The 23,934-nt window shown below is 61.4% G+C and carries 26 protein-coding genes and 1 pseudogene; 14 read left to right on the top strand and 13 right to left on the bottom strand.

The window, feature by feature from the left end:
* Window positions 1–234: 234 nt before the first annotated feature.
* From ASC45_RS07580 to ASC45_RS07540, 9 genes and pseudogenes are all read right to left on the bottom strand, one after another.
* Window positions 235–3,393, bottom strand: coding sequence for an EAL domain-containing protein (locus ASC45_RS07580; RefSeq protein ID WP_082454314.1), 3,159 nt, complete (start codon window positions 3,391–3,393; stop codon window positions 235–237).
* Window positions 3,394–3,461: 68 nt separating this feature from the next.
* Complete coding sequence (locus tag ASC45_RS16235; protein WP_245610008.1) at window positions 3,462–3,842, bottom strand: CZB domain-containing protein; 381 nt, start codon at window positions 3,840–3,842, stop codon at window positions 3,462–3,464.
* Window positions 3,843–3,905: 63 nt separating this feature from the next.
* Window positions 3,906–4,193 (bottom strand): annotated as a pseudogene (locus tag ASC45_RS16230) (methyl-accepting chemotaxis protein); the annotation flags it as partial.
* A 488-nt stretch (window positions 4,194–4,681) separates the two neighbouring features.
* Entirely contained in the window at window positions 4,682–5,452 is a 771-nt protein-coding gene (locus tag ASC45_RS16185; RefSeq protein ID WP_072243009.1) for a YeeE/YedE family protein, read from the bottom strand.
* Window positions 5,453–5,460: 8 nt separating this feature from the next.
* The gene (locus ASC45_RS07565) at window positions 5,461–5,904 is read right to left on the bottom strand and encodes a YeeE/YedE family protein (protein WP_055450442.1); all 444 of its coding nucleotides are present in this window, start codon (window positions 5,902–5,904) and stop codon (window positions 5,461–5,463) included.
* 26 nt (window positions 5,905–5,930) lie between these two features.
* Window positions 5,931–7,859, bottom strand: coding sequence for a putative bifunctional diguanylate cyclase/phosphodiesterase (locus ASC45_RS15490; protein WP_082454312.1), 1,929 nt, complete (start codon window positions 7,857–7,859; stop codon window positions 5,931–5,933).
* Window positions 7,860–8,252: 393 nt separating this feature from the next.
* On the bottom strand, window positions 8,253–8,534 hold the full coding sequence (locus tag ASC45_RS07550) for a CZB domain-containing protein (protein WP_342665695.1): 282 nt from the start codon (window positions 8,532–8,534) through the stop codon (window positions 8,253–8,255).
* Window positions 8,535–8,635: 101 nt separating this feature from the next.
* Window positions 8,636–9,040 carry a hypothetical protein gene (locus tag ASC45_RS07545; protein ID WP_055450439.1) on the bottom strand — a complete coding sequence of 135 codons (405 nt, stop codon included), beginning with the start codon at window positions 9,038–9,040 and terminating at the stop codon, window positions 8,636–8,638.
* 40 nt (window positions 9,041–9,080) lie between these two features.
* A complete protein-coding gene (locus tag ASC45_RS07540; protein ID WP_055450438.1) occupies window positions 9,081–9,347 on the bottom strand; it encodes a DNA topoisomerase in 267 nt (88 codons plus the stop codon).
* Window positions 9,348–9,471: 124 nt separating this feature from the next.
* Here ASC45_RS07540 and ASC45_RS07535 point away from each other — a divergent pair, with 124 nt between their 5' ends.
* The 13 genes from ASC45_RS07535 to ASC45_RS07475 all read left to right on the top strand — a co-directional run bounded on the left by ASC45_RS07535 (window position 9,472) and on the right by ASC45_RS07475 (window position 20,721).
* A complete protein-coding gene (locus ASC45_RS07535) occupies window positions 9,472–9,756 on the top strand; it encodes a S26 family signal peptidase (protein ID WP_245609996.1) in 285 nt (94 codons plus the stop codon).
* Between the two features lie 84 nt (window positions 9,757–9,840).
* Entirely contained in the window at window positions 9,841–10,194 is a 354-nt protein-coding gene (locus ASC45_RS07530; protein ID WP_055450437.1) for a TrbC/VirB2 family type IV secretion system protein, read from the top strand.
* 5 nt (window positions 10,195–10,199) lie between these two features.
* Window positions 10,200–10,394: a hypothetical protein gene (locus tag ASC45_RS07525; RefSeq protein WP_055450436.1), complete on the top strand. Its 195-nt coding sequence runs from the start codon at window positions 10,200–10,202 to the stop codon at window positions 10,392–10,394.
* A complete protein-coding gene (gene trbD, locus ASC45_RS07520; RefSeq protein ID WP_055450435.1) occupies window positions 10,391–10,690 on the top strand; it encodes a conjugal transfer protein TrbD in 300 nt (99 codons plus the stop codon). Before ASC45_RS07525 ends, trbD begins: the two co-directional genes overlap by 4 nt.
* Window positions 10,687–13,137, top strand: a complete 2,451-nt coding sequence (locus tag ASC45_RS07515; protein ID WP_055450434.1) for a VirB4 family type IV secretion/conjugal transfer ATPase — start codon at window positions 10,687–10,689, stop codon at window positions 13,135–13,137. Before trbD ends, ASC45_RS07515 begins: the two co-directional genes overlap by 4 nt.
* Window positions 13,134–14,519, top strand: coding sequence for a hypothetical protein (locus ASC45_RS07510; RefSeq protein ID WP_055450433.1), 1,386 nt, complete (start codon window positions 13,134–13,136; stop codon window positions 14,517–14,519). Before ASC45_RS07515 ends, ASC45_RS07510 begins: the two co-directional genes overlap by 4 nt.
* Window positions 14,520–14,543: 24 nt before the next feature.
* The gene (trbJ, locus tag ASC45_RS07505) at window positions 14,544–15,239 is read left to right on the top strand and encodes a P-type conjugative transfer protein TrbJ (RefSeq protein WP_055450432.1); all 696 of its coding nucleotides are present in this window, start codon (window positions 14,544–14,546) and stop codon (window positions 15,237–15,239) included.
* A gap of 11 nt (window positions 15,240–15,250) precedes the next feature.
* Window positions 15,251–16,969, top strand: coding sequence for a P-type conjugative transfer protein TrbL (gene trbL / locus ASC45_RS07500; RefSeq protein ID WP_055450431.1), 1,719 nt, complete (start codon window positions 15,251–15,253; stop codon window positions 16,967–16,969).
* A gap of 1 nt (window position 16,970) precedes the next feature.
* Window positions 16,971–17,210: a hypothetical protein gene (locus ASC45_RS07495; RefSeq protein WP_055450430.1), complete on the top strand. Its 240-nt coding sequence runs from the start codon at window positions 16,971–16,973 to the stop codon at window positions 17,208–17,210.
* 193 nt (window positions 17,211–17,403) lie between these two features.
* Window positions 17,404–18,054 carry a VirB8/TrbF family protein gene (locus ASC45_RS07490; RefSeq protein ID WP_055450429.1) on the top strand — a complete coding sequence of 217 codons (651 nt, stop codon included), beginning with the start codon at window positions 17,404–17,406 and terminating at the stop codon, window positions 18,052–18,054.
* 86 nt (window positions 18,055–18,140) lie between these two features.
* The gene (locus ASC45_RS07485) at window positions 18,141–18,335 is read left to right on the top strand and encodes a hypothetical protein (protein ID WP_055450428.1); all 195 of its coding nucleotides are present in this window, start codon (window positions 18,141–18,143) and stop codon (window positions 18,333–18,335) included.
* Window positions 18,332–19,321 (top strand): TrbG/VirB9 family P-type conjugative transfer protein, encoded by a 990-nt coding sequence (locus ASC45_RS07480; RefSeq protein ID WP_055450427.1) that lies wholly within the window; start codon window positions 18,332–18,334, stop codon window positions 19,319–19,321. The genes ASC45_RS07485 and ASC45_RS07480 overlap by 4 nt, the downstream gene beginning before the upstream one ends.
* 11 nt (window positions 19,322–19,332) lie before the next feature.
* Window positions 19,333–20,721, top strand: coding sequence for a TraB/TrbI/VirB10 family type IV secretion system protein (locus ASC45_RS07475; RefSeq protein ID WP_055450426.1), 1,389 nt, complete (start codon window positions 19,333–19,335; stop codon window positions 20,719–20,721).
* 231 nt (window positions 20,722–20,952) lie between these two features.
* Here ASC45_RS07475 and ASC45_RS07470 read toward each other — a convergent pair whose 3' ends face one another.
* From ASC45_RS07470 to ASC45_RS07455, 4 genes are all read right to left on the bottom strand, one after another.
* Window positions 20,953–21,648 carry a cytochrome c biogenesis CcdA family protein gene (locus ASC45_RS07470; RefSeq protein WP_055450425.1) on the bottom strand — a complete coding sequence of 232 codons (696 nt, stop codon included), beginning with the start codon at window positions 21,646–21,648 and terminating at the stop codon, window positions 20,953–20,955.
* 3 nt (window positions 21,649–21,651) lie between these two features.
* On the bottom strand, window positions 21,652–21,912 hold the full coding sequence (locus ASC45_RS07465; protein ID WP_055450424.1) for a thioredoxin family protein: 261 nt from the start codon (window positions 21,910–21,912) through the stop codon (window positions 21,652–21,654).
* Window positions 21,912–22,337, bottom strand: a complete 426-nt coding sequence (locus ASC45_RS07460; protein ID WP_055450423.1) for a heavy metal-responsive transcriptional regulator — start codon at window positions 22,335–22,337, stop codon at window positions 21,912–21,914. Before ASC45_RS07460 ends, ASC45_RS07465 begins: the two co-directional genes overlap by 1 nt.
* Before the next feature lie 74 nt (window positions 22,338–22,411).
* Window positions 22,412–22,564 (bottom strand): hypothetical protein, encoded by a 153-nt coding sequence (locus tag ASC45_RS07455; protein WP_245609995.1) that lies wholly within the window; start codon window positions 22,562–22,564, stop codon window positions 22,412–22,414.
* Window positions 22,565–22,685: 121 nt separating this feature from the next.
* Here ASC45_RS07455 and ASC45_RS07450 point away from each other — a divergent pair.
* Window positions 22,686–23,934, top strand: a 1,249-nt coding sequence (locus ASC45_RS07450) for an IS256 family transposase (protein ID WP_055450421.1), incomplete at its 3' end; no start/stop codon positions are given.

Genomic DNA, 23,934 nt, shown 5'->3' with positions numbered 1-23,934 from the left:
GATCCGGTCTCGATTGAGGGGGGCTGACCGGTGCAATTGCAGGTGAATTTCGAGAAGCGGAGGCGTATGTGAGTCCGCTTCTCATAAAGCGAATGACTCTTATGGGGCGGGTCGACATCGGCCATTGCGCGAGACGGCCTAGATGCCGTTCAGGCCGATGAGTAGCCATTCCAAAACGATGCAAAGTGCCTACGAGTCAATTTTCTTTCGACACGACCACTTGGCACAAACACTTCAAAACTTCATCGATGCCTCACTGAGCGCATTCAGGAGATGGATCAATTGATTCGATTGGTCGACGAGAGCACCATTTTGCAGTTCCGCCAGAACATTGACGACATCTCCATTTTGTTCGGCACGACGCACCAAGTCCCCCGCCATGTGATGAAACTGGGCATGCGTCTTCAGGGCTTGCTCATACAAGGATCGCAACGCTGGTACATCGGTTTGACGGTGGCGATAGAGCCAGCGGCCCAGCTGACAGACATCATCACGGCAGACCACTTTCCAATTCAATGGTTTGCCCTGACCCCTTAGACGTTCAAAGAAGGCCACATTCCATTTTTTGTGAGTCTCAATCGCATGTTTCCAGTCGAAGGGTAACGATTCCTGTCGAAAAATCTGGGCCTGCTTCCCCAGCGCATGTCGCGGTCGATCCGGATCGAGCGTCCAGTTCCAGTCGACCGCCCATGCCAGAATCGCTTCGGGCGCAAGCGGTTTGGCTATGGCAAAGCCCTGTCCCCAGTCCACCCCTAGACAGGCCGCCATCTCGATCAGTTCTTCGGATTCCAAGCCCTCCATCGCCACGCGCATGCCCATGGCCTGCGTCATTCGGACCAAGGCGCCCAAAAACGGAATCGATCGGTCCGGCGTTTCCATTGCCTGCCGCACGGCGGCCTGATCGATTTTCACGACATGAAACGGCAGAGTCTGCAAGCGTTGCAGGCCGCTGTAACCCGACCCAAGATCATCCATTCCCAATTGCACGCCGAGTTCAGCCAGGGATTGAATGGCCTTGTCGCGGGCCGCGTGGTTCTCGATGTCCTCCGTTTCGAGAAGCTCCAGGATCAATCGATGCGGGTCGATTCCGGTTGCCTCCAAGGCATGACGCACCCAGTCGACACACTCGGGCGAAACCAGGACGGTTGGAGGCAAATTGACACTGACGTCCAGCACGAGCCCATCGGTATCCCAGCGATGCAGCCACTGCAGTGCTTGCGACAGCCCGTTCCGAAACAGATGAATGAGATCATGCGCACCCAGAGCCGGAAGAAAGGTCCCAGGCGTGATCCAGTCCGATCCGTCTTGCAGGCGCGCCAAAGCTTCGACCTTGACCAAACGCCCGGTGTACAGATCCACCAAGGGCTGCATGAACATCTTGAGGCGATCACTGTGCAGTAAGCGCCGATAGCGTTGGCGTTCTTGTGACGACGGCATGCCGATCGCAGCGCGACCTGCCGAGATTGATTTGGCATGGCGCTGGAAAAATTGTTGCAATGAACGTAGCCAGAGTTGTGCCGCCCAGGACTCAAACTGGCATGGATAGCCACCAAAGAGGGTAATGACACCGACCGGATTGCCTTGAATATCGAAAACCGGCACGGTTGCTGCACTGCGAATGCCATGCTTGCGCGCAATGGGAGCCACATCGGCGAGCGTGTCGACCGTTGCGTAGTTTGGCACGGTTGCAATCTGGCCAGTCACCCAGGCGCGCACAGTACTGCTCTGGCCAACCTGCGGATTTTGAGGATCAAAGGTGAGCGCCACCCCGGACTGCGACAGGTCCGACAGATAGATCTCGACAACCCCTGCCTCGGCAACCGGGGAAATCTGTCCATGTGCATCCGCTTCACCATAAGCGGCACCCCGAAGCCCATGTAAGTGGCGGAGCAAGGCCTGCAGTGCCATGGCAATCAGGCTGCCTTCCTGCTTGCGGCTCCAGTCCTCGGCCATCGAATCGAGATTGGCGAGCACGCTCTGCCGCGCTTGCTCGATCTGTCGCATGCCTTGGAGCTCCCAATGCATTTCTCGTTTGAGCCGCTCGCCGATGACACCCATGAGTTCCGTGCGGCGATCGCTACGCCAGGGCAGGGATTGAATCGCACGATGGACCAGACTGGTGTAATCCTGCATGGCCAGGATCATCTCGCTGGCATCCAGTCCGATCAAGGCGTGGACTTGCCCCAGTTGCGCAGCTTGCGCTTGGTGCTGGGATTCCGATGTCGCAGGGGACAGCAACTGGCGCAGATGCTCCATCTGCTTGTCCTGCAAATGCGCATATTCCTCGGCACTGAGATGCCCGAGGATGGCTGATGGCTCACGCCGTTGATGTACTTCGGCATAAAACTCCCGGACAAACTGCGCACCGACATGCTGCAGGTGATCCTGGATCTGAATGAGCAGTTCACTGGCTTTGGGCCCATAGGCGTCGAGTTCGCTGGGCAGATAGAGGGATGGTTGCTCGAATCCGCCCTCGCAGAGGCTGCTGTGACAACGCCACCAATGCGGACGGTTCGCTTTTTGTGACTTCGCCTCATACAGCGCAGCATCGGCCAAGCGCATGAGGGCGTCGGGTTCCTGCCCGTCGCCAGGGTAGATGGCCACGCCCATGCTCATGCCGACTTCGGCAAACTGCCTGGGCATGACTTCGAAAGGGGTTTCGACTGCCGTGTGCAAACGACGCGCCAGATTGACGATCTGGCTCTGGAGTTGTTCGGATGCCAGCCCCTCCAACACCACCACGAATTCATCGCCACCGAGTCGAGCAAGAAAGTCGACCGCGCGAAGCTGATGGCCTAGACGCTGTGCGAATTCGGCGAGGAGGATGTCACCGGCGGCATGTCCCCAGGTGTCGTTGACGGGCTTGAAATCGTCGAGGTCGATGATGCCCAGGGCCAACATCTTGTGATCGCGCTGCGCTCTGGCAATTGCCAGAGTGAGGTGCTGCACCAACCCGGCCCGATTGGGCAGGTGGGTCAGGGGGTCATGAATCGACTGCTCGCGCAGGGTTTCCCAGATTTGATGCTTTTCTGTGTCATCCCGCTGCACACTGACGAAGTGGGTGATTTGGCCTTTGGCATCGCGCAATGGGGTGATCGTGATCGAGTTCCAGAAGGTCGTGCCATCCTTGCGATAGTTGCACAGACATCCGCGGAATACCTCCCCGGCCTGGATGGCCAGGCGCATCTTTTCGAGTGCGACGGGGTCGGTGCGTGGTCCTTGAAGGATGCGACAGGTCTGTCCAATCACTTCTTGTTCCGTGTAGCCGGTCAGCGCAGTGAAGGCACGGTTGACCGTGATGATGGTCTGATCGGCATCGGTCAGCACGCAGGACTCCGGGATGGCGTCGAAAGCTCGCATCACCAGTGCACTGGAAATTTCAGATCGTGTCATCGTCCACTCAAATCCTCGATTTGTTTACTGGCATCGGGGCACGACATGCCTGGTGAGCTGGGGGTATCTCATCCCTCAAGCACGGTTTCAATTTCGCGTATCAATGTGTCGATGGCAGCTAGCAGTATCTCCAGTTCTCGGTCGATATCTTGCATGAGCCCAAGCGCCTTGTGCCGCTGCCTTTCCTGCAGGAGCTTGGCGAAATCACGCACCAACTCATGAAGGCGGGCGTGCGGTTTCTCCAGGGCCTGAAAACTGGCCAGCCGTCCCAGCTGCGTGCTGCGATTGGCCTCATACCAATCCCCGAGGCCGCAGCTATGGTGCGTGGCCAGACTATCAGGCTTGAGCAACGGCGCCTCACGTTCCAGATCTCCTTGCACGCGGAAAACAAAAAGTCGATGACCGCCTTTCGCTGCACGAAGACTGGAAACATGCGAAACCCGCCGCATCTGCATTACATCGGCTGTTGAACGTTCGAGCAGAGCGTGCGAAGCCTCGACGGATTGCATCGACGCATGGCATGCCGATTTGATTCCCCCGGACACGCCACGGATTCCGTCGGCAAGTTCGGTAATGCTTTGGGTCGCGGCTTGAACCCGCCGCGATAGATTCTTGACTTCGTCGGCGACGACGGCGAATCCGCGCCCCGCTTCGCCGGCCCGCGCTGCTTCGATTGCCGCGTTCAAGGCCAGAAGATTGGTTTGGGATGCGATGGCGCGAATATCCGATGCAATCGTCGAGATTGATTTGACATTGCCCACGAGCGAGTCGACATGCGTCCTGTTATCGACTTCGCTCATTTCCGTGGTGCGTAGACCCTGCTCAACGCCCTCGATGGTGGCATAGATCTGGTCAGCAGTCTGCCCCAGAACCCTGCCCGAACTGTTGACAATATTGATGACATCGCGTGTGGTTGTCTCGGCAAACTGACGTGCTGAAAGATCAATCATCTGGACGAGGAGCAAGTCTTGCGCACTGGGCCAGGCCGTGATGTGCAGCCGGCATGGTCTCGCTCCGATCTGCCTTTCCACCCCAAGGAATTTCGGTGACTGGCGGTTTGCGGTGCCGTCTTGCGACAAGGCTAAATCCTTGGCCGTGCTCGGCAGCCAAGTGGGGGCATCGCGCGACAAGTCGATTCCGCCTGCCATCGCAAATTCGTCGGCTGCAGCGTTACTTTCCTGCAAACGCCATCCCTCCTCACCAAATGTCATCAACAGGGCTGGAATCGCCCAGAGCAACAGATGAGAGCGTGCGGCATCGCGCGTTGTGCTCTCGCTTAACGTCGTTGTCATGCCATTTCCTTTTGCGCAGAGTTCAATGGTGAACTGGCTGAGTCATCGACAAGGGCTGGCTCAGGAATGTCGAGTAAGAGATAAGCAACCAGGACGGCGCTGGCTATGTCGCCCTCTCGAACGCCTGGGCGAAAGTGTTGCACCACATAACAGCGCGCCTGTCGCCGCGTTTGTCCTGATTGCATCACCCAGTACCGTTCACCCACAGAAAGCGGCGTATCAATCAGGATCGTCATCTGATGGCCATCTCCCTGCGCGGCAAGTTTGGCACGCAGCGGCGGCTGGATCTCTCGTCCCAATGGCAGAAGTTCCAATGCGTCAGAAAAATGTGCGACGGGGGTACGTTGGTTCGAGATTTGCCGATTCCAGATTTCATAGCCCCCCATGCCGAGAACCATAAACACAAAAAACAGCAAGCGATCGGGCTGTGCAGTACCAATATTGACCAGAGCAGGACCAGGACAGATGCCGCTCAAACCCCAACCCAGGCCGAAAATCACGCTGCCAAAGACAAGACGCTTGGTGATTTGCGACGCTTTCGGTAGATCCATTGGGCAGTGCAACAACATGGATTCCTTGCGCCGCATGGCCAGCCGCATCGGAAGTAGATTGGTGAGGATTGCTCCAATCATCACGAACGCCAAACTGGGGTCCCAATGCCCGGCGATATTCAGAAAGCCGATCACTTTATCCGGATCAACCATGCCAGAGACCAAGAGACCGAGACTGAACAAGAGGCCGCAGACCATGGCAATCAGATTCATCATGGTTTGCCTCACACAAGATGGTGGGAAATGAACACGGTCAACATGGCCGTGCAAAAAAAGCAGGCCACCGCAACGAGCGAACGCTGGGACAACCGGGGAATTCCGCACACGCCATGTCCGCTGGTGCAGCCTGAACCCAGCCGTGTGCCAAAGCCAACAGCCAATCCTCCGACGGTGTAACCAAGCCATGGCAGAGGTTGAGATGCGCCGGGAATCGGCCCCTCAAGTACAAGCCACCCGACGGTGCCCAGCAGGACCCCCAGCAAAAACGACCATCGCCAGGCCTGAGTGGGTATGCCTTCGATCAGATCATGCAAATTGCCACCTGCGATTCCGCTGCAACCCATGACTTTTCCTCCCAACAGCGCCATGATGCCGGCGGCCGCTCCGATCATCACGCCACCAGCCAGCGCGTGCCAGGGTGCAAACAGGGCATAGTCAATATGAAACATGGTTTCTCCTCCCTCTGGGTTCTTTTTCAGGAAATTTCCGGCCGTCCAATCAAGTAACCTTGTCCCCAGTCGATACCGAGGTCGCGCATCAAGTCACAGGTTGCTTGGTCTTCGATGCCCTCGGCAATGGTGCAAATGCCCAAGCGCCGAGCCATGGCCTGAATGGCCTCGATCATGGTGCGTGCGCGTGACTCCCCCACAGAGCGGCGCACGAGTTCGCCTTCGATTTTGAGGTAGCGCACCGGAAGGTCGAGCAGATACAGAAACGACGAGTAGCCGCTCCCGAAGTCATCCACAGCGAGTTCGAATCCGAAATCGAGCAAGGGCTGTAGCAGTTGCCGCGTTTTTGCGGGATCGCCGAGCAACTGGCGCTCGGTGACTTCAATGATGACTGGCTTGTGCGGGCCATGCAACACGTCAGCGCAATCCGCGCAATTGCGTTCTGCGGCACTGAGCAATCTTTCAATGCAGTCCGGACGTGCCAGAAAATCCGCCGAACAATTGATGAGATGTCTTTGAGGGTGTACACCCTGCTGCGTGCTCGCCAGACAGTGCGCCAGCGCTTGGCGCGATACAGCTTCGTCGATCCGCCATTCCATGCGCAGACGGTGTGCCGCACCGATAAAAGCGCTGGCTGGCATGACGGTGCCCTCAGCTGTAATCAGTCGGGCCAGTGCCTCCTGTGCGACCACAGCGCCAGTGCGCAGGTCAACCAACGGCTGATACGCCACACGCATGCGCTGGGTCTCCAACGCCACCTGGATTTGCGCTCCGAGAGACAGCGTCTCGCTGCCGCGCCCGTCAGCACCTCGCACCTGGTTGCGCCCCAAGCGTTTTGCGTCATAGAGAAATGAATCGAGTCGCGAGATCAGGCGTTCCGGTGTGCAGGACTGACCTGACCATGTCGTGATGCCAAAACTTGCGGTGAATTGGATGCAGCGACCTTCATGCTTGACGCAGATCGACTCGATTGCTCTGCGCAATCGCTCGGCCGTGGCATAAACCTGTTCAATCGTTTGGTGAGGGAGGATGACAAGAAACTCCTCACCTCCCCACCGTCCGATGTGATCCGAGGACCTGACATGTCGACGCAGCACGGAGACGGTTTCGCGCAGGGCTTCATCTCCGGCCATGTGTCCGTAGGAGTCGTTGATGAGCTTGAAGCGGTCAAGATCAAGCAGGATCAGCCCAAAGCCGTCGTGGCTGAGTCGCGCACGAGAAAATTCTTGTTCCAGAATTTGCTCAGTCGCGTGGCGATTGAGCGTGCCACACAACGGATCGATCGAACTTTGGATTTGGAGGCGGGTGATGAGCTGTGCTTGATGCACAGCAACCTGGCCAAGCTTGGCGAGCGCACGAAAGGGTTGCATCCCGATACGGGCAAAGTAGCCCCGCTCAACCGCGTAAAACACAACCACACCGTGTTGACCCGTTACATCAAGATCAATCGGAACGGCAAGCACTTCTTCGAAGCCATATTGTTGAGCTGCACGCCTCCATGGTTTGTAAGGGCTGCGTGGAGACATGGGCATATAGATGATGCGATGTTGCGTTAGCGCCTGAAAGATCGGGCAGTGTGCAGTCGTAGGGTCGCGGTTGATACGCATCGCGCGGCCGAAAACCTCCTCTTGTCCTGCCACGCATAGAGGCGCAATGGCCTCATCCTCCGGTTTGCCAATCCACGCCCAAGCCAGCGTAATTTGGTCAGACGCGGTCACGATTTCCTCGATGAGGCTTTGCATGACCGATGCGCAGTCGGCGGGATCGATCAATCCTCCCAGCGCTCCAGCAAGTGCGACGAGTAGCCGTTCGCGCTCATGTGCACCGCTGACGGATCCGGTGGAATGCTCGCAAGGAAGGCTGAGAACGCGCCAGGACGAGGCTTCCTCTGGTTCACCCCGAATGGGCACCAATCGAATGGGCTGTTCACACGGCGGCAGTAGTTGATCCATCATGCCGTCATGTCCTTACGCGCACTGATGAATGGTCGTCCCGCTCCAATCCGTCAGTCGTTTCGTCGTGGCCGCAATTCGCGCTTTGCCGCCAGAATTGAGGCGCCGAATATCGTCTCCTCCAGACACGGTCTCCCATTAGACCCATCCCCGTAGTGTGCACTGCATGTCTCCATTCTTTTGCGAAAAATCAATGTCAGAATTGATTTGCTCGAAGCTGAGGTTTCTGACATCAACCTGACGCAATTTTTATGGTGAACGTAAAGTCGATCCAGGGGTAGAACCCCGATGTGGCAGCAATCTTTAGGGGATGGCGTGAAATTGTTCACGCCATCGCGGGATTTTTGGTCGTTGGGGTCAGTGCATGGCAACCGCCGTAGTCCTCAAACACTGCAGCTAATCCATCCCAAATTCACGCCGCTTGAGATACAGCTCGCCGAGTGTGGCAATGACCCGGTTGGAGATGCGTGCGTATTCCCCACCCTGCAACTGGGTGAGTGCCTCCTGACGTTGTCCCTCCAAGGCCATTCTGGCGACCTGCGCGGCTGCCAGGTGAAACTGGGCGTGCTCTTCCAGCAGGCGGGTGAACAGCGCGTTCGCGTCCTTGGACAGGATGGGATTCTGGGCCTTGCGCTCATAAAGCCACATCCCCAATGCGCAGAGATTGTCCTTGGCAATCCGTTCGGGATCGAGGTTGTCGTTGCAGTTGTCACAGACTCATTGCAGCAGGCGCTTTTTCCAGTCCTGGTGCGCCTTGGTCGCGGAAAAGAAGTTCAGGGTCATGGTTGCGTCTTGCTGCGCTGACAGAACAAGGTGGAAATGAACACGGGGCGATCGACATCTTCGGGGCGCTGCCCCCGCCGGCACTGCCGCACCTCACACAGGTAATGCACCGTGGTGCCCAGTTCCTCGATCTCCTGCCCGATGGTCAGCCCCGTGCCGATGTCCATGGGGAACTCCGTCATCACCACCCAATTGCCCTTGCCATCATTGCCGGTGAGGGTGCCCGGGCCCAGCACATCGGCCTGGGGCCAGAAGGTGCGGATGACCACGGGGCGGGGTTTGAACATGCCGCGATTGTCCAGGCGAAGGCCCTCGATCTTGGCCAGCAGGGCCTGCAGTTCGGGGTGATTCCAGTCCACATCGACCTGACTGTGTTCAATGGATTTTTTGGTGTTGTCCATGATGGCGATTCTGTGTGTTGATGCGATTCCATCTTGAAATTCACTGGCCGAACAATCGGCAGCGATTCTTGCCGCCTTGCTTGGCCCAGTACATGGCGGCGTCTGCGCTCTTGACCAGGGTGTCATTCGCGGACAGGCCAAGACGGCTGCTGGCCACCTTCTGCAGGGCACCCAGGGTGTACGGCAGCGGGGCTGCACGCTCGCCGGTCTTGCGGGTGAATTTTTCCACCGTGGCTTTCTGGCCCTCCACAGCCTTGGCGACCGCCTCGGCTGCGGCCTTGTCCAGAAGCAGCCCATCAATGAGCAAGTCCTCGGGGACCTGCGTGCCACGCTGTCGGCGTACAACACGGGGCAGTTGGCCAGCCCCGTTGGGGCAAAGTATGGTGCGCAGGTTCCCGTTCTACATGAAGGGCGACTGCCCTGGTGGTGGCATGCCGATGTTCAAACAGATCGTGGGCATCCCTGGCGACCGCATCACCGTCACCCCGCAATCCGTCAGCATCAACGGCCAAGCCTTGCCACACAGCGGCCAACTTCCTGGCTCCCCGACCTACCCCAGGGTGCATCTGCCCTACCAGCACGGCACCTTTGTGCTCGGCCCCGACCAATTCTGGGTCTATGGCAGCGGCGCGCGCCCAGACCTGGCGGGCCAAAGTTTCGACAGCCGCTACTGGGGGCCGATCACCCGACAGGACATCCGGCGGGCGGCTCCTTGACTGACGGGCCACCCCGCAGAGTCAGGGTAGGGCGCCGATTTCCTGCTCCCTATTTCCTTCCTCGTGACCTCGAAAGGCATTTCCATGAAACGCTTCAAACTTCTTTCTATTCACCATCGTCTGCGTGCCGCAGTCGTGCGGCGCAGTCTCCTGGCATCCGCGGTCTTCGCCGCCACGATAGCCGACGCCTTCGCTACCGGCGCGGGTGGTCTGCCCTGGGACAGCGCCGTTAGTACCCTGCAGAACGATCTGACTGGTCCGGTCGCCACGGCGATCAGCGTCATCGCCTTCCTCGCTGCAGGCGCTGCCCTGGTGTTCGGAGAAGAACTTGGTGGCATCGCCAAGAAGGCTCTGTACGTCGTCCTGGGGGTGGCCTTCATCGTCCTGGGCAACAAGTTTCTTCAGGTGCTCGGTCTGAGCGGCGCCATGGTGTTCTGAACCCCATGATGCACCCCGCCCACACCGAAGCCGGGCGCGGCGGGGAGACGACTCCCCGCCCCCAACTGTCCGAGATGCTGCTCGCCGTTGTGCAGGCCCTGGTCGAGCAAGGTTGGGGCTTGCCGCAGATCGTTGCTGCCATGCGCTACACGGCCGACTTGACCGAATTCACCGACCGCGTGACCGGAGTTCCACAATGAACGACACCAAAACCCCCATTCATGATTCTCTCAATCGTCCCATCCTGATGATGGGAGGCGAGCGCCAGCTCGTGCTGCTGCTGGCCATCGTCGCGGGCATCTTCATCTTCTCACTGGCGAAACTCTGGGCCGCGATCATTGGCGTCACCCTGTGGATGGTTGGCCAATGGGCGTTGTCGCGCGCAGCCAGCTACGACCCGGTGCTGTCGAAAACCGGTAGCCGCCTGTTGAAGTACCGTCGCCACTATCCGGCGCAGGCCTCGCCCTTCGCTAAAGCGCGCGAGGTGCGGTCATGATGGCGCTCAAGGAGTTCCGCACGGCGGCCTATGGCCTACCCGATCTGCTGCCCTGGGCGGCGTTGGTGGACAACGGCATCGTGCTGACCAAGAGCGGTGGCCTGATGGCCGCCTGGGAATACCGTGGCCCCGACCTGGACTCCTCCACGCAGGAGGAGCTGGGCGCAATGGCCGCCCGGGTCAACGCCGCCCTCAAGCTCGGCGACGGTTGGATACTGCATTGCGACGCCGTGCGCTCCCCTGCGCCCGGCTACCCGCCCCCCGGCGCATTCCCCGACCGCACCACACGACTGATTGACGACGCCCGGCGCAACAGTCACGAACGCAGTTTCATCGGCTACCGAAGCCGCTTCATCCTCACCGCGACCTGGTTCCCCATGCCGGATGCCGCCAGCAAGACGGCCGACCTGTTCGTCGAGGGCAGGGTCAAGGCCACGGCCAGCCGCAATCTGGAGCGATTCAAGGAGCAGATCCGCGAGTTGGAGGCAAGGCTGTCGACGCTGCTGGACATTCGACGACTGACGGACACCATCGATGCGCGCACGGGCGTCATCACCAGCCCGATCCTGGCCCATCTGGAGCAGTGTGTCAGCCTGCTGCCGGACCGCCGCCCCTTCCGCATGGCGCATACGCCGATGTATCTCGATGCCGTGCTGGGTCAGCACGACTTCACGACTGGCTTCGTCCCCCGCATCGGGCGCCGCAATCTCTCCTGCATCGCCCTGACCGGCCTGCCGCCCGAGAGCTTCCCCGGCATTCTTGATGTGCTCTCGCGGCTTCCTGTGTCCTACCGCTGGAGCAGCCGCTTCATCTATCTCGATCCTGGGCAGGCCGAGAAGACGCTCAATAAATATCGCAGCAAGTGGGCGCAGAAGCGCAAGAGCATGATGAACCTGCTGCGCGAGAACGCTGGCGGCCAGGCCACCCACATCAACGCCGATGCAGACCGCATGGCCAATGACGCCGTGCAGGCCCTGGCCGAAGCCTCCAGCGGCATGGTGCTGTTCGGCTATTACACCAGTGTGCTGTTGCTCTCGCACGAAGATCCGGAAGTGCTGGATGAATCCACCCGCGAGATGGTCAAGCTCATCGAGAACCGTGGTTTCGGTGCACGGGTGGAGGACGTGAATGCCGTCGAGGCCTACCTTGGCACGCTTCCCGGCAATACCGTCGCGAACGTGCGCCGCCCCATCATCCATACCCTCAACCTGGCCCATTTGCTGCCGCTGACCGCCGTCTGGGCTGGACCCGATACGAACCCCTGTCCGTTCTACCCTCCCAACAGCCCGCCGCTGCTACAGGCCAAGACCGATGGTGGTACGCCGTTCACCCTCAGCCTGCATGCGGGTGACCTGGGTCACAGCGCCATTCTTGGGCCGACGGGCGCCGGCAAGAGCACCCTGCTGGCCCTCGTTGCGGCCCAGCAGTTCCGCTACCCCGGAGCGCAGGTCTTCGCCTTCGATAAAGGCTATTCCATGCTGCCGCTGTGCTGGGCGGCTGGCGGCGAACACTACGACATCGCCGGCGAGCATGGCGATCTGGCCTTCTGTCCCCTCGGCCGCGTGAACGAATCCAATGAGCGCGTCTGGGCTGCGGAGTGGCTGGAACAGCTCTGCGAACTGCAGGGTGTCAAGGTGATGCCGCACCACCGGCAAGAGCTGTTCCGCGCCGTCAACCAACTCGGTGCCTCGACGGAGAAGATGGCGCAGCGCACCATGACCAACTTCCTGGTGCTGCTGCAGGATCAGACCCTGCGCGAAGCCCTGCAGGCTTATACCCTGCGCGGCATGGCTGGGCATCTTCTCGATGCCGAAACCGACAGCCTGGGCGAGGACGTGTTCCAGGTGTTCGAGATGGAGCACCTCATGAACAAGGGCGACAAGCTCGTGCTTCCTGTGCTGGCCTACCTGTTTCATCGCATCGAGCAGCGCTTCAAGGGACAGCCGACGCTGCTGATCCTGGACGAGGCCTGGATCATGCTCAGCCATCCTGCCTTCAAAGCCAAGATTCGGGAATGGCTCAAGGTGCTGCGCAAGGCCAATGTCGCCGTGGTGTTCGCCACCCAGTCGCTCACCGACCTGGTGCGCTCGGGCATCGCCGACGTCATTTTCGAGTCGTGCCCGACCAAGGTTTTTCTGCCCAACCCTGAAGCCGAGACCGAGAACATCCGTCCGCTCTATGAAGGTGTGGGCCTCAATGCGCGGCAAATCCAGATTCTGGCCTTTGCCACCCCGAAACGCCAGTACTACGTCATGCACCCGGACGGCCGTCGCCTGTTCGATCTCGGCCTGACCGGCCCTGAGCTGGCGTTTGTCGGGGCCAGCGGCAAGAACGACATCGCGCGCATCCGGGAGCTGCGCGAGACCCTAGGCAATGCGTGGCCCGCCCAGTGGCTGCGCGAACGCGGCCAGTCTGATGCCGCACAACTGTGGGAGAGTTATCAGTGAAATCCTTCAAACACACCCTTCTTGCTGCTGCACTCGCCGCGGCGGCCACCTGCCATGCGCAGACCTTCCAGGCGAGCGCGCCCGCACCGGCGCCTGTCCCGACCGCGCAGCAGAGTCTGAGCACGGCCGCGAATGCCAACGGCACCGCGACCTACAACGCGGGCATGTCCTATTACAACCAGCAGGCATATCAGGCTGCTGCGAACACAGCCCAGGACATCTCCAACCAGGACGCCCAGAACGTCGGCAGCGGTTATGGCGGCGGGTTTGGCGCCACCGACGCATGGCAGCAGGCCGCTGACCAGGCGCAAACCGTGGCCAACCAGAACCAGGCGCAGGCCGACAATCAGATCCCGATCCAGAACCAGAACGAAGCGCAGCAGGGCAGCAGCCTGAGCAGCGCAACGAACGCCGCGCAGCCGACGGCACAGTCCAACAGCACGGCGGCGCAGAGCGCGGCAGGGCAGGGCAGCAGTCAGTCTTTTGCCGACATCGGCGCCCAGACCAGCGTCCAGCAGGGTCAGCCCTCGGTGACGAACAACACCGGCGAATACATCATCGCCGGTGCGGCAACCCAGGCGCTGATGAATGGGTTGGCAACGAGTGGGTACAGCGCCAACATCGCTGCCTATCAGGCGGCCCAGAACGCTGCAGCCTGTTCGGGCTGGAATGCAGGCTGCGCAGCATTCTGGTGGGCTGTCAACGCCTCTGAGCAAGCCATCGCGAATACGGCCTACGCCAGCAATGTCGCGGCAGCTCCGGTGCTCGGCACCGCGCTCGACGTGGCCGCCGCCGCATCCGCTCTCAAGAGCGCGCAGGGCACGCTGAACCAGATCAGCAGCATGACGGGCGTGCAGCAGGGGCAGACCGCCGGCGCCACGACTGCATCGGCCGCATTCAACCAGACCAGCAGCCAGACCGGTGTTATGCAAGGGCAGCCGCAGACGGGCACCGATACCAGCTACACCGGCGCTGCCGATGCTCAGCAGGCTGCGCTGGGCAGCGCCGCGCAGCAGAACCAGAATGCCACCGTTACGGCAGCGCAGGCTGGGATTGCAGCCTTGAACGCGCAGTATTCCCGCGACGCCGCAAATCAGATCGCCAGCTACGACACCAACCAGGCGCAAGTCACCGGCGATCCCGACTGGACCTCGGCTGCGCAGATTGCGCAGCAGGAGGTGACGAGCCAGGGCAACATCTACGACGCCCAGGCGGCGATCCAGAGCCAGGCCATTGCCACCGGCAACACCACGGCCGCGCAGGCAAGCGCCATGGCGCCCGGCATCGGAAACACCCTGAACACCGCCGCGCAGAGTGCCGCCACGACGCAGGCCAACACCACCCTGCAGGCCATCGCCGCCCAGTCCGGCACCGCACAGTAACCCAGATCCCGAAAGGAGCCCATCATGAACAAACCACGCATCGCCCTGGCCGCCGCCCTGGCCACCCTTGCCATTACCCCTGCACACGCCACCGGCGCAATCGCCGGTGCCACCTTCCCTGAACAGATCGTGCAGGAACTCACCTTGGTGGAGCAGTACGCCACCCAGGCGCAGCAGTTGCAGGCCCAGTTCCAGCAGGTCTACAACCAGGCGGTGAACATGGCGAACATCCCTTCGCAACTCTGGCCCAACATCACCAGCCAGCTCAGCAACCTGGTGAATCTGGTCGGCAACGCTAAAGGTCTGTCCTATGCCGCAGCAAACACCGTTTCCGCAGTGCAGTCGCAGTTCGGCGCGCCCAACGCCGTGCTGACCAATTACAACAAGAGCCTGCAGACCTGGACAGGGAATCTGGACAGTCAAATTGCCGGCGTGCTGCAGCAGTATGGGTTGAACGCCTCGAACTTTCAGACCACCCAATCGGCACTCGCCGCCATCCAGGCACAAAGCAATTCAGCAGCGGGCCGCAAGGCGGTCATGCAGGCGGGCAACCAGATCGCCGGTCTCATGGTCAACCAACTGCAGGGACTGCAGTCTGACATCCAGGCGGGCAACCAGGCCATGCTGAATTACATGGCCATGCAGGCGCACACCCAGACGGATCAATCCAACAGTGTGACGCCGATCCTGACTGCACCGACCCAGCCGGGCGCATTCTGAGGAGAGTCATAATGCGAGCAGACACCGTCGTCTCCTGGCGGAACATCCGCCCCACTGCGATGCAATGGGTGGCACTCGCCGGACTGTTGCTGCTGGTCGCGGCGGTGTCCGTCACATATGCCGCACCCGCCCCTACCCCTACAGGGGGGCCGGGTGGGCAAGGCTATCTGGACACCATCAGTTCACAGTTCCAGGCCGCCACCACGGGTTGGATGACCACGGCGCAAGGCTATGCCTTCAAGATTTTTACGGCTCTTGCCGCCATGGACTTGTCCTGGTGGGGCATCAAGCAGGTCCTCAAAAAGAACGACCTTGCCGATTTCATCGCGGGGGCAACCCTCAAGATCGCCTCGATCGCCTTCTTCTACACCATTGTCAAGTATGCGCCAACCTGGATGCCGCTGATCACGTCGAGCTTCATGAACATGGGTCAGGCGATCGGCGGCGCGGGGGCGGCGACTGCCTCTCCTTCCGGCGTGATGTCGATGGCGTTCTCCGTGGTGCATCAGCTGTATCAGGTCTACAACAACGCTCCTGGCGGTATTACGAACATCGGCACCAATTTGTTTCTCGCCATTGTCATTGCGGCAACGTCTCTGCTCGCCTTAATCGGCTTCGGCCTGGTGGCACTGCAGTTGCTGATGACGCTGATCGAAACCTACCTGGTCGGCGGTGCCGGTCTGGTGATGTTGGGCTTCACCGGTTCCGGCCTGACCAGCAGCTTTGGTGAGAAATACATCGGCTACCTGGTCAGCGTCGGCATCAAATTGCTGATGATCTACGCCATCATCGGACTGGGCCAGAATCTGGTCAACAGCGAACTCTCCTACATCGCGCGATACACGTCAGGCAATTCACTCCCCCCAACCGATCTGCTGACGGTCGGTGTCAGCATGCTGATCTATGGCGTGATCGGCATGCAGGCCCCCGGCCTGGCCGGTAGTCTGATGAACGGCTCACCCAATATGTCCCTGGGCAATGTGGCTGGCGGCGCGGCAGCCATTGCTGGCGGACTTGCAGCCGCCGGCGCTGCGGGCGTAGCCGGGTACGCTGCTGCAACGAAGGGGCTCGACAAGTTGGCGGGCCTCGTGGGCGCAGGCAGCGGCAGCAGCGCATCCGGCGCGGGCGGCGCGATAGCTGGGGCGGAGAAGCTCGCGGCTCTTGGGCAGGCCACAGGTGCGGCATCGGGCGCTGGCGGGTCTTCCGTCGGCGGGATCATGGGAGCGAAGGGCGGCAGCATTGGTGGTCTGCCGTCTGGCGGCGGATCAGGCAGCGCAGGTTCTGTAAAGGGAGCCAACGTCTCGCCGGGCGTCGCAGGCGTCGGTCAGGCCGCGCAGGCCATGATGGAGGGCAAGGGCATTGCGGATGCTGCGAGCACGCCCATCGGGCCACGTCTGGCGCAATCGAGCGCGGGATCGTCCGGCCCGGCGTCTGGCGCTTCACCCAGCCCGTCTGGGCGTCCTGGTACTGGCCCGGTGCCTGCAGCTGGCCAGCCCGGACAGAGTGTCGCGGCCAAGGGGACGATGGACAGCCTGGGCGCGCCGGCGAGTGCTGATCTCGATCAAAGACTTGCGCAGGAAAGCGGCGCGAGATCCAGCTCTGATCGGGAACCGTTCGATGCCTTGAGAGAGAACCTGGGCAAAGTGATCGATAAGAAAGATGACATTGCTCGCCACGAAGGTGGTGGCGGCAGCGGTATCCAGATCCGTCTCGGCCACACGGAGCATTGAGATGGCCGATGACAAAAACCGCTTGCGCAGACAGGTCGTGGATGAGGTCAGTGCAGGCTTTGCCCGAGCAATGCGCAGCGACCGCAAGGGGTTTGCGATTCTGTTGCTGCAAGTTGTCAACGCCGTCTGGTTCGCCGCGCTCTGGGCGCGCGGCTTTCAGCCTGTTCTGCCCGTCATGGCTTGGGGGCTTTTCTTCGTGGTCTCACTGGCCGCCATGATTGCTATCGAACGCACGAGGTAGCGTGCGCACCACCCTGCACAGACACAGGTTTCAACCCAAGGCCCGCCGATTGCGGGCCTTGTCGTGTCGCACAGTGCGAATCGGCTGAGCTTTCAGCCAATCCCCCCGCTCCCCACAGCAATTCCCGCTGCGGGCCACTCCGCAGAGTCAGTGTAGGGCGCCACATTCCGGCGCCGTAACCCTGGAGAACGGAATGGCCGAAGCCAACCCCTACCTCAACGCCCGCCGCGAGTGGGACGAGCGCTACGGCGACGCGCTCGCTCGGGCAAAGAACTGGCGGCTCGCCGCCTTTGCCAGCCTGGCAGTAGCCTCGATTGCCGTTGCCGGCATCGCCTATGTCGGCGGACAAAGCAAGATCCAGCCCTTTGTTGTTGCGATCGACAAAATGGGCAATCCGGTCGCGATGGCCCAGCCGATTGGTGGCAGCGCGGTCAGCCAGCGCATCATCGAGGCGCAGGTCGCAAACTGGGTATGGAACGCGCGCACTGTCGTTCCTGACGCCAATGCCCAGAAAGCCCTGATCGCCAAGGTCTACGCCATGGCCGGCACCAATGCCGCCGCTTACCTCAATTCCTACTACGCAGCGCATCCGCCTTTTGGGGATTTCACAGTCAACGTCACCATCACCAGCGTCCTGCCTGTCAGCAAGGACACCTGGCAGGTCGGCTGGGACGAGCTGCGCTACGAGGGTGGACAACCCAAGCCGGTCGAACACTGGCGGGCCAACATCACCACCGGGCTCGATCCGAAGATGGCCGACAACCCCCAGGTGATGCTCAACAACCCGCTGGGCCTGTTCGTCAAGAACGTGACCTGGACGCAGATCGTCGGAGGCGCGCCATGAGTGGATCAATGGCACCGCGATACCAACTGACGCGAGCGCGCTTGACAGGGCGCAACCTCACGGCGTTCGTCCTGGAGACAGCAGGGATGGCATTGCTCGTCTGCGTGCCCATCGTCTGGGGCTTCATGCCCTTGATTCTCCCATTCGACCCCGCGCCCTATGCCATCGGGCTCGGTGTCCTCGGCCACCTGCTGCTTCTGCTCGGCCTGCTCACGCGCCCGCGCATCCTGCGTCCCGATTTCGTCAATTCCATCATGCTCTATCAGGAGGATCAAACATGATTCCCAGCAAAACCCTTCTCACCCTGACCCTGATTGCCGCAGCGGCTAGCGCCCAAGCTGGTATGCCCTCGGCGGCTGCATCGCAACCGAAGTTGGACATCAAGACCGCCGCCTCGATGCCGTTGCAGACCAGCCACCAGATCTACGATCTCAAAGCACCGATCCCGCTGTCCTGGCGGGCGACCACGGCTGCGGCTCAGACCTGGCTCGACACCGGTAACGCGCCGAGCATGGTTGGCACCAATGGCATGGTGATGTACGCATACGGCCAGAGCCAGCCCACCATCACCTGCGCACCGCTGCACATCTGCGTCATCAATCTGCTGCCGGGCGAGCACATCACCAACCTGTCCATCGGCGACAGTGTTCGCTGGCTGGTGCAGCCCACTGACGCCGGAAAGACGCCGGTCGTTGTGGTCAAACCCACGGCGGCAGGCCTGACAACGAACTTGGCTGTCACCACCGACGCAGGCCGGGTTTACTACATGACCTTGGTCAGCGACAAACACAGCTATGTGCCGCAGATCGGCTTCTACGATCCGCAGCAACTGGTCATCAACATGGAGCAGCAGGCAGCGCGGCAGCGCGCCGCCGAAGCAGCACAGACCGAAGCGAAGAAGCAGGAAGTCGTCGCCCCCATGGGCAACATCGACCCCTCAACCCTGGACTTCAACTACACCTGCAAGCTCGATGGCGGCCAATCTGACCTCGAAAACGACGACCTTCTTCCTGTGCGTGTGTTCTCCGGTGGTGGTCACACCTACCTGCAGATGTCCGGCAAGATGCGCTACACCGACGCGCCTGCGGTGTTCAACGTCACCGACGACACCACCGAGCTGCTCAACAGCCGTCTGGTGCACGGCTACTTCGTGATCGACAGCCTGCCGCAGAAGTTCAAGCTGGCCGTTGGCGTCGGCAAGGGCGCGCGCAGCGTCACCTGCGAACACGCGCAGGCCAGCACTGGACCAAGCTGGTGGACGCGCTAAAGGAGCCCATGATGACCGACACAACGCAATCAGGCACCCCCGAGGCCGACCCCATCCTGCTTGCGCAGGACGTGGACGGCGCCGCCGCCGACAAGAAAAAGAGCCTGAGCATCAAGGGCACACCAAAGGAGGGTGGTGCCTGCCTGAGCAAGAACTTCAAGAATGTGGCCTTTGTTGCCGGTGGCGTCATCGCTGGCGGCATGGTCATCGGCATCATGACGGCCGGGAACAAGCCATCAGCCCCCGCCGACGGCAGCGACGCCGGCGCCCAGCAGGTCGGGCAGACGAGCCCGGACATCGCCGCGATGCAGCGCGCCGCAGCCCGCGCCGCTGCACCGACCTCTGGAGCGTCGAGCCCGGTCAAAACCGCCGCTGCGACAGCAAGCTCCCCCGGATCTGCGCTGCAAACGCCAGGCGCGACGCTCTCGACGACCAACAACCAGCAGCAGCTCACTCCAGCCCAGAAGTATCACCAGTGGCTGGAAGAGCAGCACTACAAAGACCTGGAAGGTGCCGTGCTGGCCGCCCAGAGTGCGCATCTGTCCAAGGTCGGACTGGAATCACCGAGCGGGGGACAGCAGTCTTCCGGCGGCAATACTGCCGATGATCTGCGCCGCCTTGCCCTGGCTGCCGCCCCCAAATCTGGCGAACAGGATCAGGCCCTGCAGAAAACCCTGGCCGCCCTGCAGGGCGGTGCAGGCGCAGGCCAGCAATCGCCTCAGCAACAGAACAAGGGCTTCCTGGATGCCGCACAGACCAAGGGCGAAAACGGTTACTTGCCCGCCGCTGTGCAGCCGCCGCTTGCCCGGCACGAACTGTTCGCAGGCAGTGTCATTCCGGCTGTCATGCTCAGCGGCATCGACAGCGATCTGCCCGGCACCATCAGCGCTCAGGTGCGCCAGACCGTCTATGACAGTCTGAATCCGTCGGTGGTTGTCATCCCTCAGGGGACGCGCCTGATCGGCGAATACAGCAGCGAGGTCGCCTATGGCCAGAGCCGCGTTCTGGTGGCCTGGAGCCGGTTGATCTTCCCCAATGGCGCCACCATCGACCTGCGCGGGATGGAAGGCACCGACGGCAAGGGCCAGGCCGGGTTCCACGACCAGGTGGACAACCACTACCTCCGCGTCTTCGGCAGTGCCATCCTGATGAGCCTGCTTGGCGTCGGCGCCCAACTGAGCCAGCCGCAGAACTCCGGCGCGCTCAACACCCCGTCGGCAAGCCAGCAGGCGGCAGCTGCCACGGCGCAGCAGCTCAACAACGTCGGTACCAACCTGCTCAATCGCAACCTGAACATCCAGCCGACGCTGGTGATCCGGCCGGGCTATGCTTTCAACGTGCTGGTGAACAGGACAATGATCCTGCCGCCGTATGGGGGACTGAACCGCCCCGGCTTCTGAGGGGCTACAACTTTCAGAGAGAGGTCGGGACCGCTATCGGCCACTACCGGTCTATCACGCGTTCGCCGGAGCCGCCATTCGCGTGACTGCTCAACTCTGGAACCCGTCGGAGAGCCAACGCAAGCTGATCGGCGGGCATTAGATGGGGTTCTTGGGAACGTCAGCGATGCTCGAGGTTTCGGCCCACGACAGATGCTGGATCAACCGTCTCGTTCTCCGGCTTTGCGGCGTTCAGACCGCCAAAGCCGGAACCCAGGCGTAATAGCCATTGAGCAGATAGACCCCGAACAGAATCAGCGTGATGCCGCCAGCAGCCTCAAATAGACGTCGGTAAGCATCGAAGTGCCGGAGGTTCTGCAGCCATCCCAACGACCACGCGCCCACGGCCACGGGAATCGCCCGGCCGAAGGCGAAGGCCAGCAACAGGCCCATCCCCAGCCATGGCGAACCTGATGCCGCGGCGACGCCGATCAGCACAGCCAGCGCAGGGGTGCAAAACGGACACACCGCAACCGAGAACGGGATGCCCAGGGCAAACGCACCCCATAGCCCCTTGGGACGGCGCGCACGCAAGGCCAAGGCTGGCAGGGGCAGGCGGATCCAGCCCGGCCATAGCAGGCCCATCAGAATCAGCAGCGGTCCGAGGAACAATCCCCATTGGCGCCCCAGCAGATGCTCGACCCAGGCACCGCCCAAGCCGGCGATCAATCCCAAGAGCCCGTGGATGAACAGCATGCCCAGGATGAACATGGTGCCGAAGGCCCAAGCCTGGCGGGCCTGCCTGGCCTTGGTGACGTAGGCCATCGAGACAGGAATGGCGGCTAGCGCCACGGGATTGATGCTGAAAGCCAGCCCGGCCAGGAAGCTGACACCCAGAGCCGCCGTGCCGGCATGTTCCAGGGTGGTGCGAAATAGGGATGGATCCATGGGTCAGCACTCGTCCCGCGCAAGCGGTTCCAGGGCCGCACAGAGCTGTTGCGGCGTCGGCAGTTTGGGAAAGAGCAAATCCCCGTTGACGGCCAGCGCCGGCAGGCTCAGAACGCCGAGTTCGACGGCACGGTCGAGTGCCTCCAGCACATTGCATTCGCACCACTGAACTTGCGGGAAGCGCTGCAGGGCGGCGGCCTTGAGCTGGGTGCGGGCGCCATCACACTGGGTACAGCCCGGGGAATAGAACAGTTCGATCTGCATCAGCGTGCCCCGTTGGACGCAGTCAGTTCGGCGCTTTCGAGTGCAGCCAGTATGGGGCAAGCATCCAGGGGATAGCGTTCCTGGTTGCAATCGGCAATCAGGCGGCCCAGGGCGTCGGACATGGCCTTGAGCGCCTTGATACGGCTTTCGAGCTGTAGCTTTTTCTCGATCGCCCGTTTGCGCATATCGCCGCAACAGGCGGCGTCCGTGGCACGCAGATCGAGCAACGCGTGGATTTCCGCCAGCGTAAAACCGCAATGCTGGGCCTGCTTGATGAACCGGATGCGACGCGCAGCCTCGGCGTCATAGAGTCTGTAACCCCCTTCGGACTTGGAGGTGGGGGCAATCAGGCCCTCGCGTTCGTAGAAGCGCAGGGCATCGGGCGTGGTTTGCGCCAGTGCAGCGAGTTTGCCGATGGTCAGCATGGATTGTTTTCTGCCGTTCAGGAGCATGACATGCCTGGCCCCAACATCATCGCGGGGCCAGGCGATGCAAAACGCTAGCGCACCTGGCCGAGACCGGCCACGCGCAATACGGCTTCGTCGACACCGCGCCCGGCACAGCAACCGGCGAGTTGGCCGTCGATGGCGACCGCGGGAACCGAACGCACGCCCAGCGCCTTGGCACGCGCCGCAGCCTTGATGTCGTGCATGTCATGCACGACAATGTCGCAAGACGTGCAGGCAACGCGCTTGACCAAGGCCACCACGTCTTCACACAGAGCCTGTCAGGAATTTTGTGTTTGGGGCATAGCATGACGACCAGGAGCATGTATGCTACGCAAGACGAAGACAGCGGCTGCGGCCGCGACGGCGTTGCCGTCGATTCCGAAGGAATTGATTGACCAGTTTGTCAGCGGCCCGATGAGCGCCGAGGCGGTGAACGCTGCCTCGATGGCGTTCAAGAAGGCGCTGATTGAGCGCGCGTTGGGCGCCGAGCTCAGCCACCATCTTGGCTACGCGCCGGGGGCCACGAAGCCCGATCAAACGAACAACCAGCGCAATGGACGAAGCGGCAAGACGGTCTTGACGGAAGACGGTCCGCTGCGCATCGAGGTGCCGCGCGACCGCGAGGGCAGTTTTGAGCCTGTGCTCATCCCGAAGCACGAGCGACGTTTTACGGGCTTCGACGACAAGATCGTGGCCATGTATGCGCGCGGGATGGCGGTGCGCGAGATCCAAGGCTTTCTCACCGAGCAGTACGGCACGGAGGTCTCGCCGGAGTTCATCAGCTCGGTCACGGACGCGGTCATGGCCGAGGTCACCGCCTGGCAGGCGCGGCCTCTGGAGCCGATGTATCCGGTGGTGTTTTTCGACGCGCTGCGGGTCAAGATCCGCGAGGACGCGGTGGTGCGCAACAAGGCGGTGTACCTGGCGCTGGGCGTCTTGCCTGACGGCACCCGCGATATTCTGGGGCTGTGGATCGAGACCACCGAGGGCGCGAAGTTCTGGATGAAGGTGTTCAACGACCTGAAGACGCGCGGCGTGGGCGACATCCTGATCGCCGTCACCGATGGCCTCAAGGGTATGGGCGAAGCGCTGGGCGCGGTCTTCCCAGCCACCACGTTGCAGACGTGCATCGTGCACCTGATCCGCAACAGCCTGGACTATGCCAGCTGGAAGGATCGCAAGGCGCTGGCCGCGGCGATCAAGCCGATCTACAGCGCGCCCAGCGCCGAAGCCGCCCTGGCCGAGCTCGAGGCCTTCGAGCAAGGCCCCTGGGGCGCCAAGTTCCCCACGGTGGCCATGGCCTGGCGCCGGGCCTGGGACAAGGTGATTCCGTTTTTCGCATTTCCCCCAGCGGTGCGCAAAGTGATCTACACGACCAACGCCATCGAGAGCATCAACTCGCGGCTACGCAAAATCATCAAGACCCGCGGGCACTTTCCCAGCGACGACGCGGCCACGAAGCTGATCTGGCTGGCGCTGCGCAACATCACGGCCGACTGGGGCCGTGCCGCGCATGACTGGAAGGTGGCGATGAACCAATTCGCGATCCTGTACGCCGACCGATTCACGCAAA

Source organism: Thiomonas bhubaneswarensis, assembly GCF_001418255.1.
Taxonomy (GTDB): Bacteria; Pseudomonadota; Gammaproteobacteria; order Burkholderiales; family Burkholderiaceae_C; genus Thiomonas; species Thiomonas bhubaneswarensis.
The sequence above is the reverse complement of the archived record's forward strand: the minus strand, read 5'-3'. Positions and strand labels throughout refer to the sequence as shown.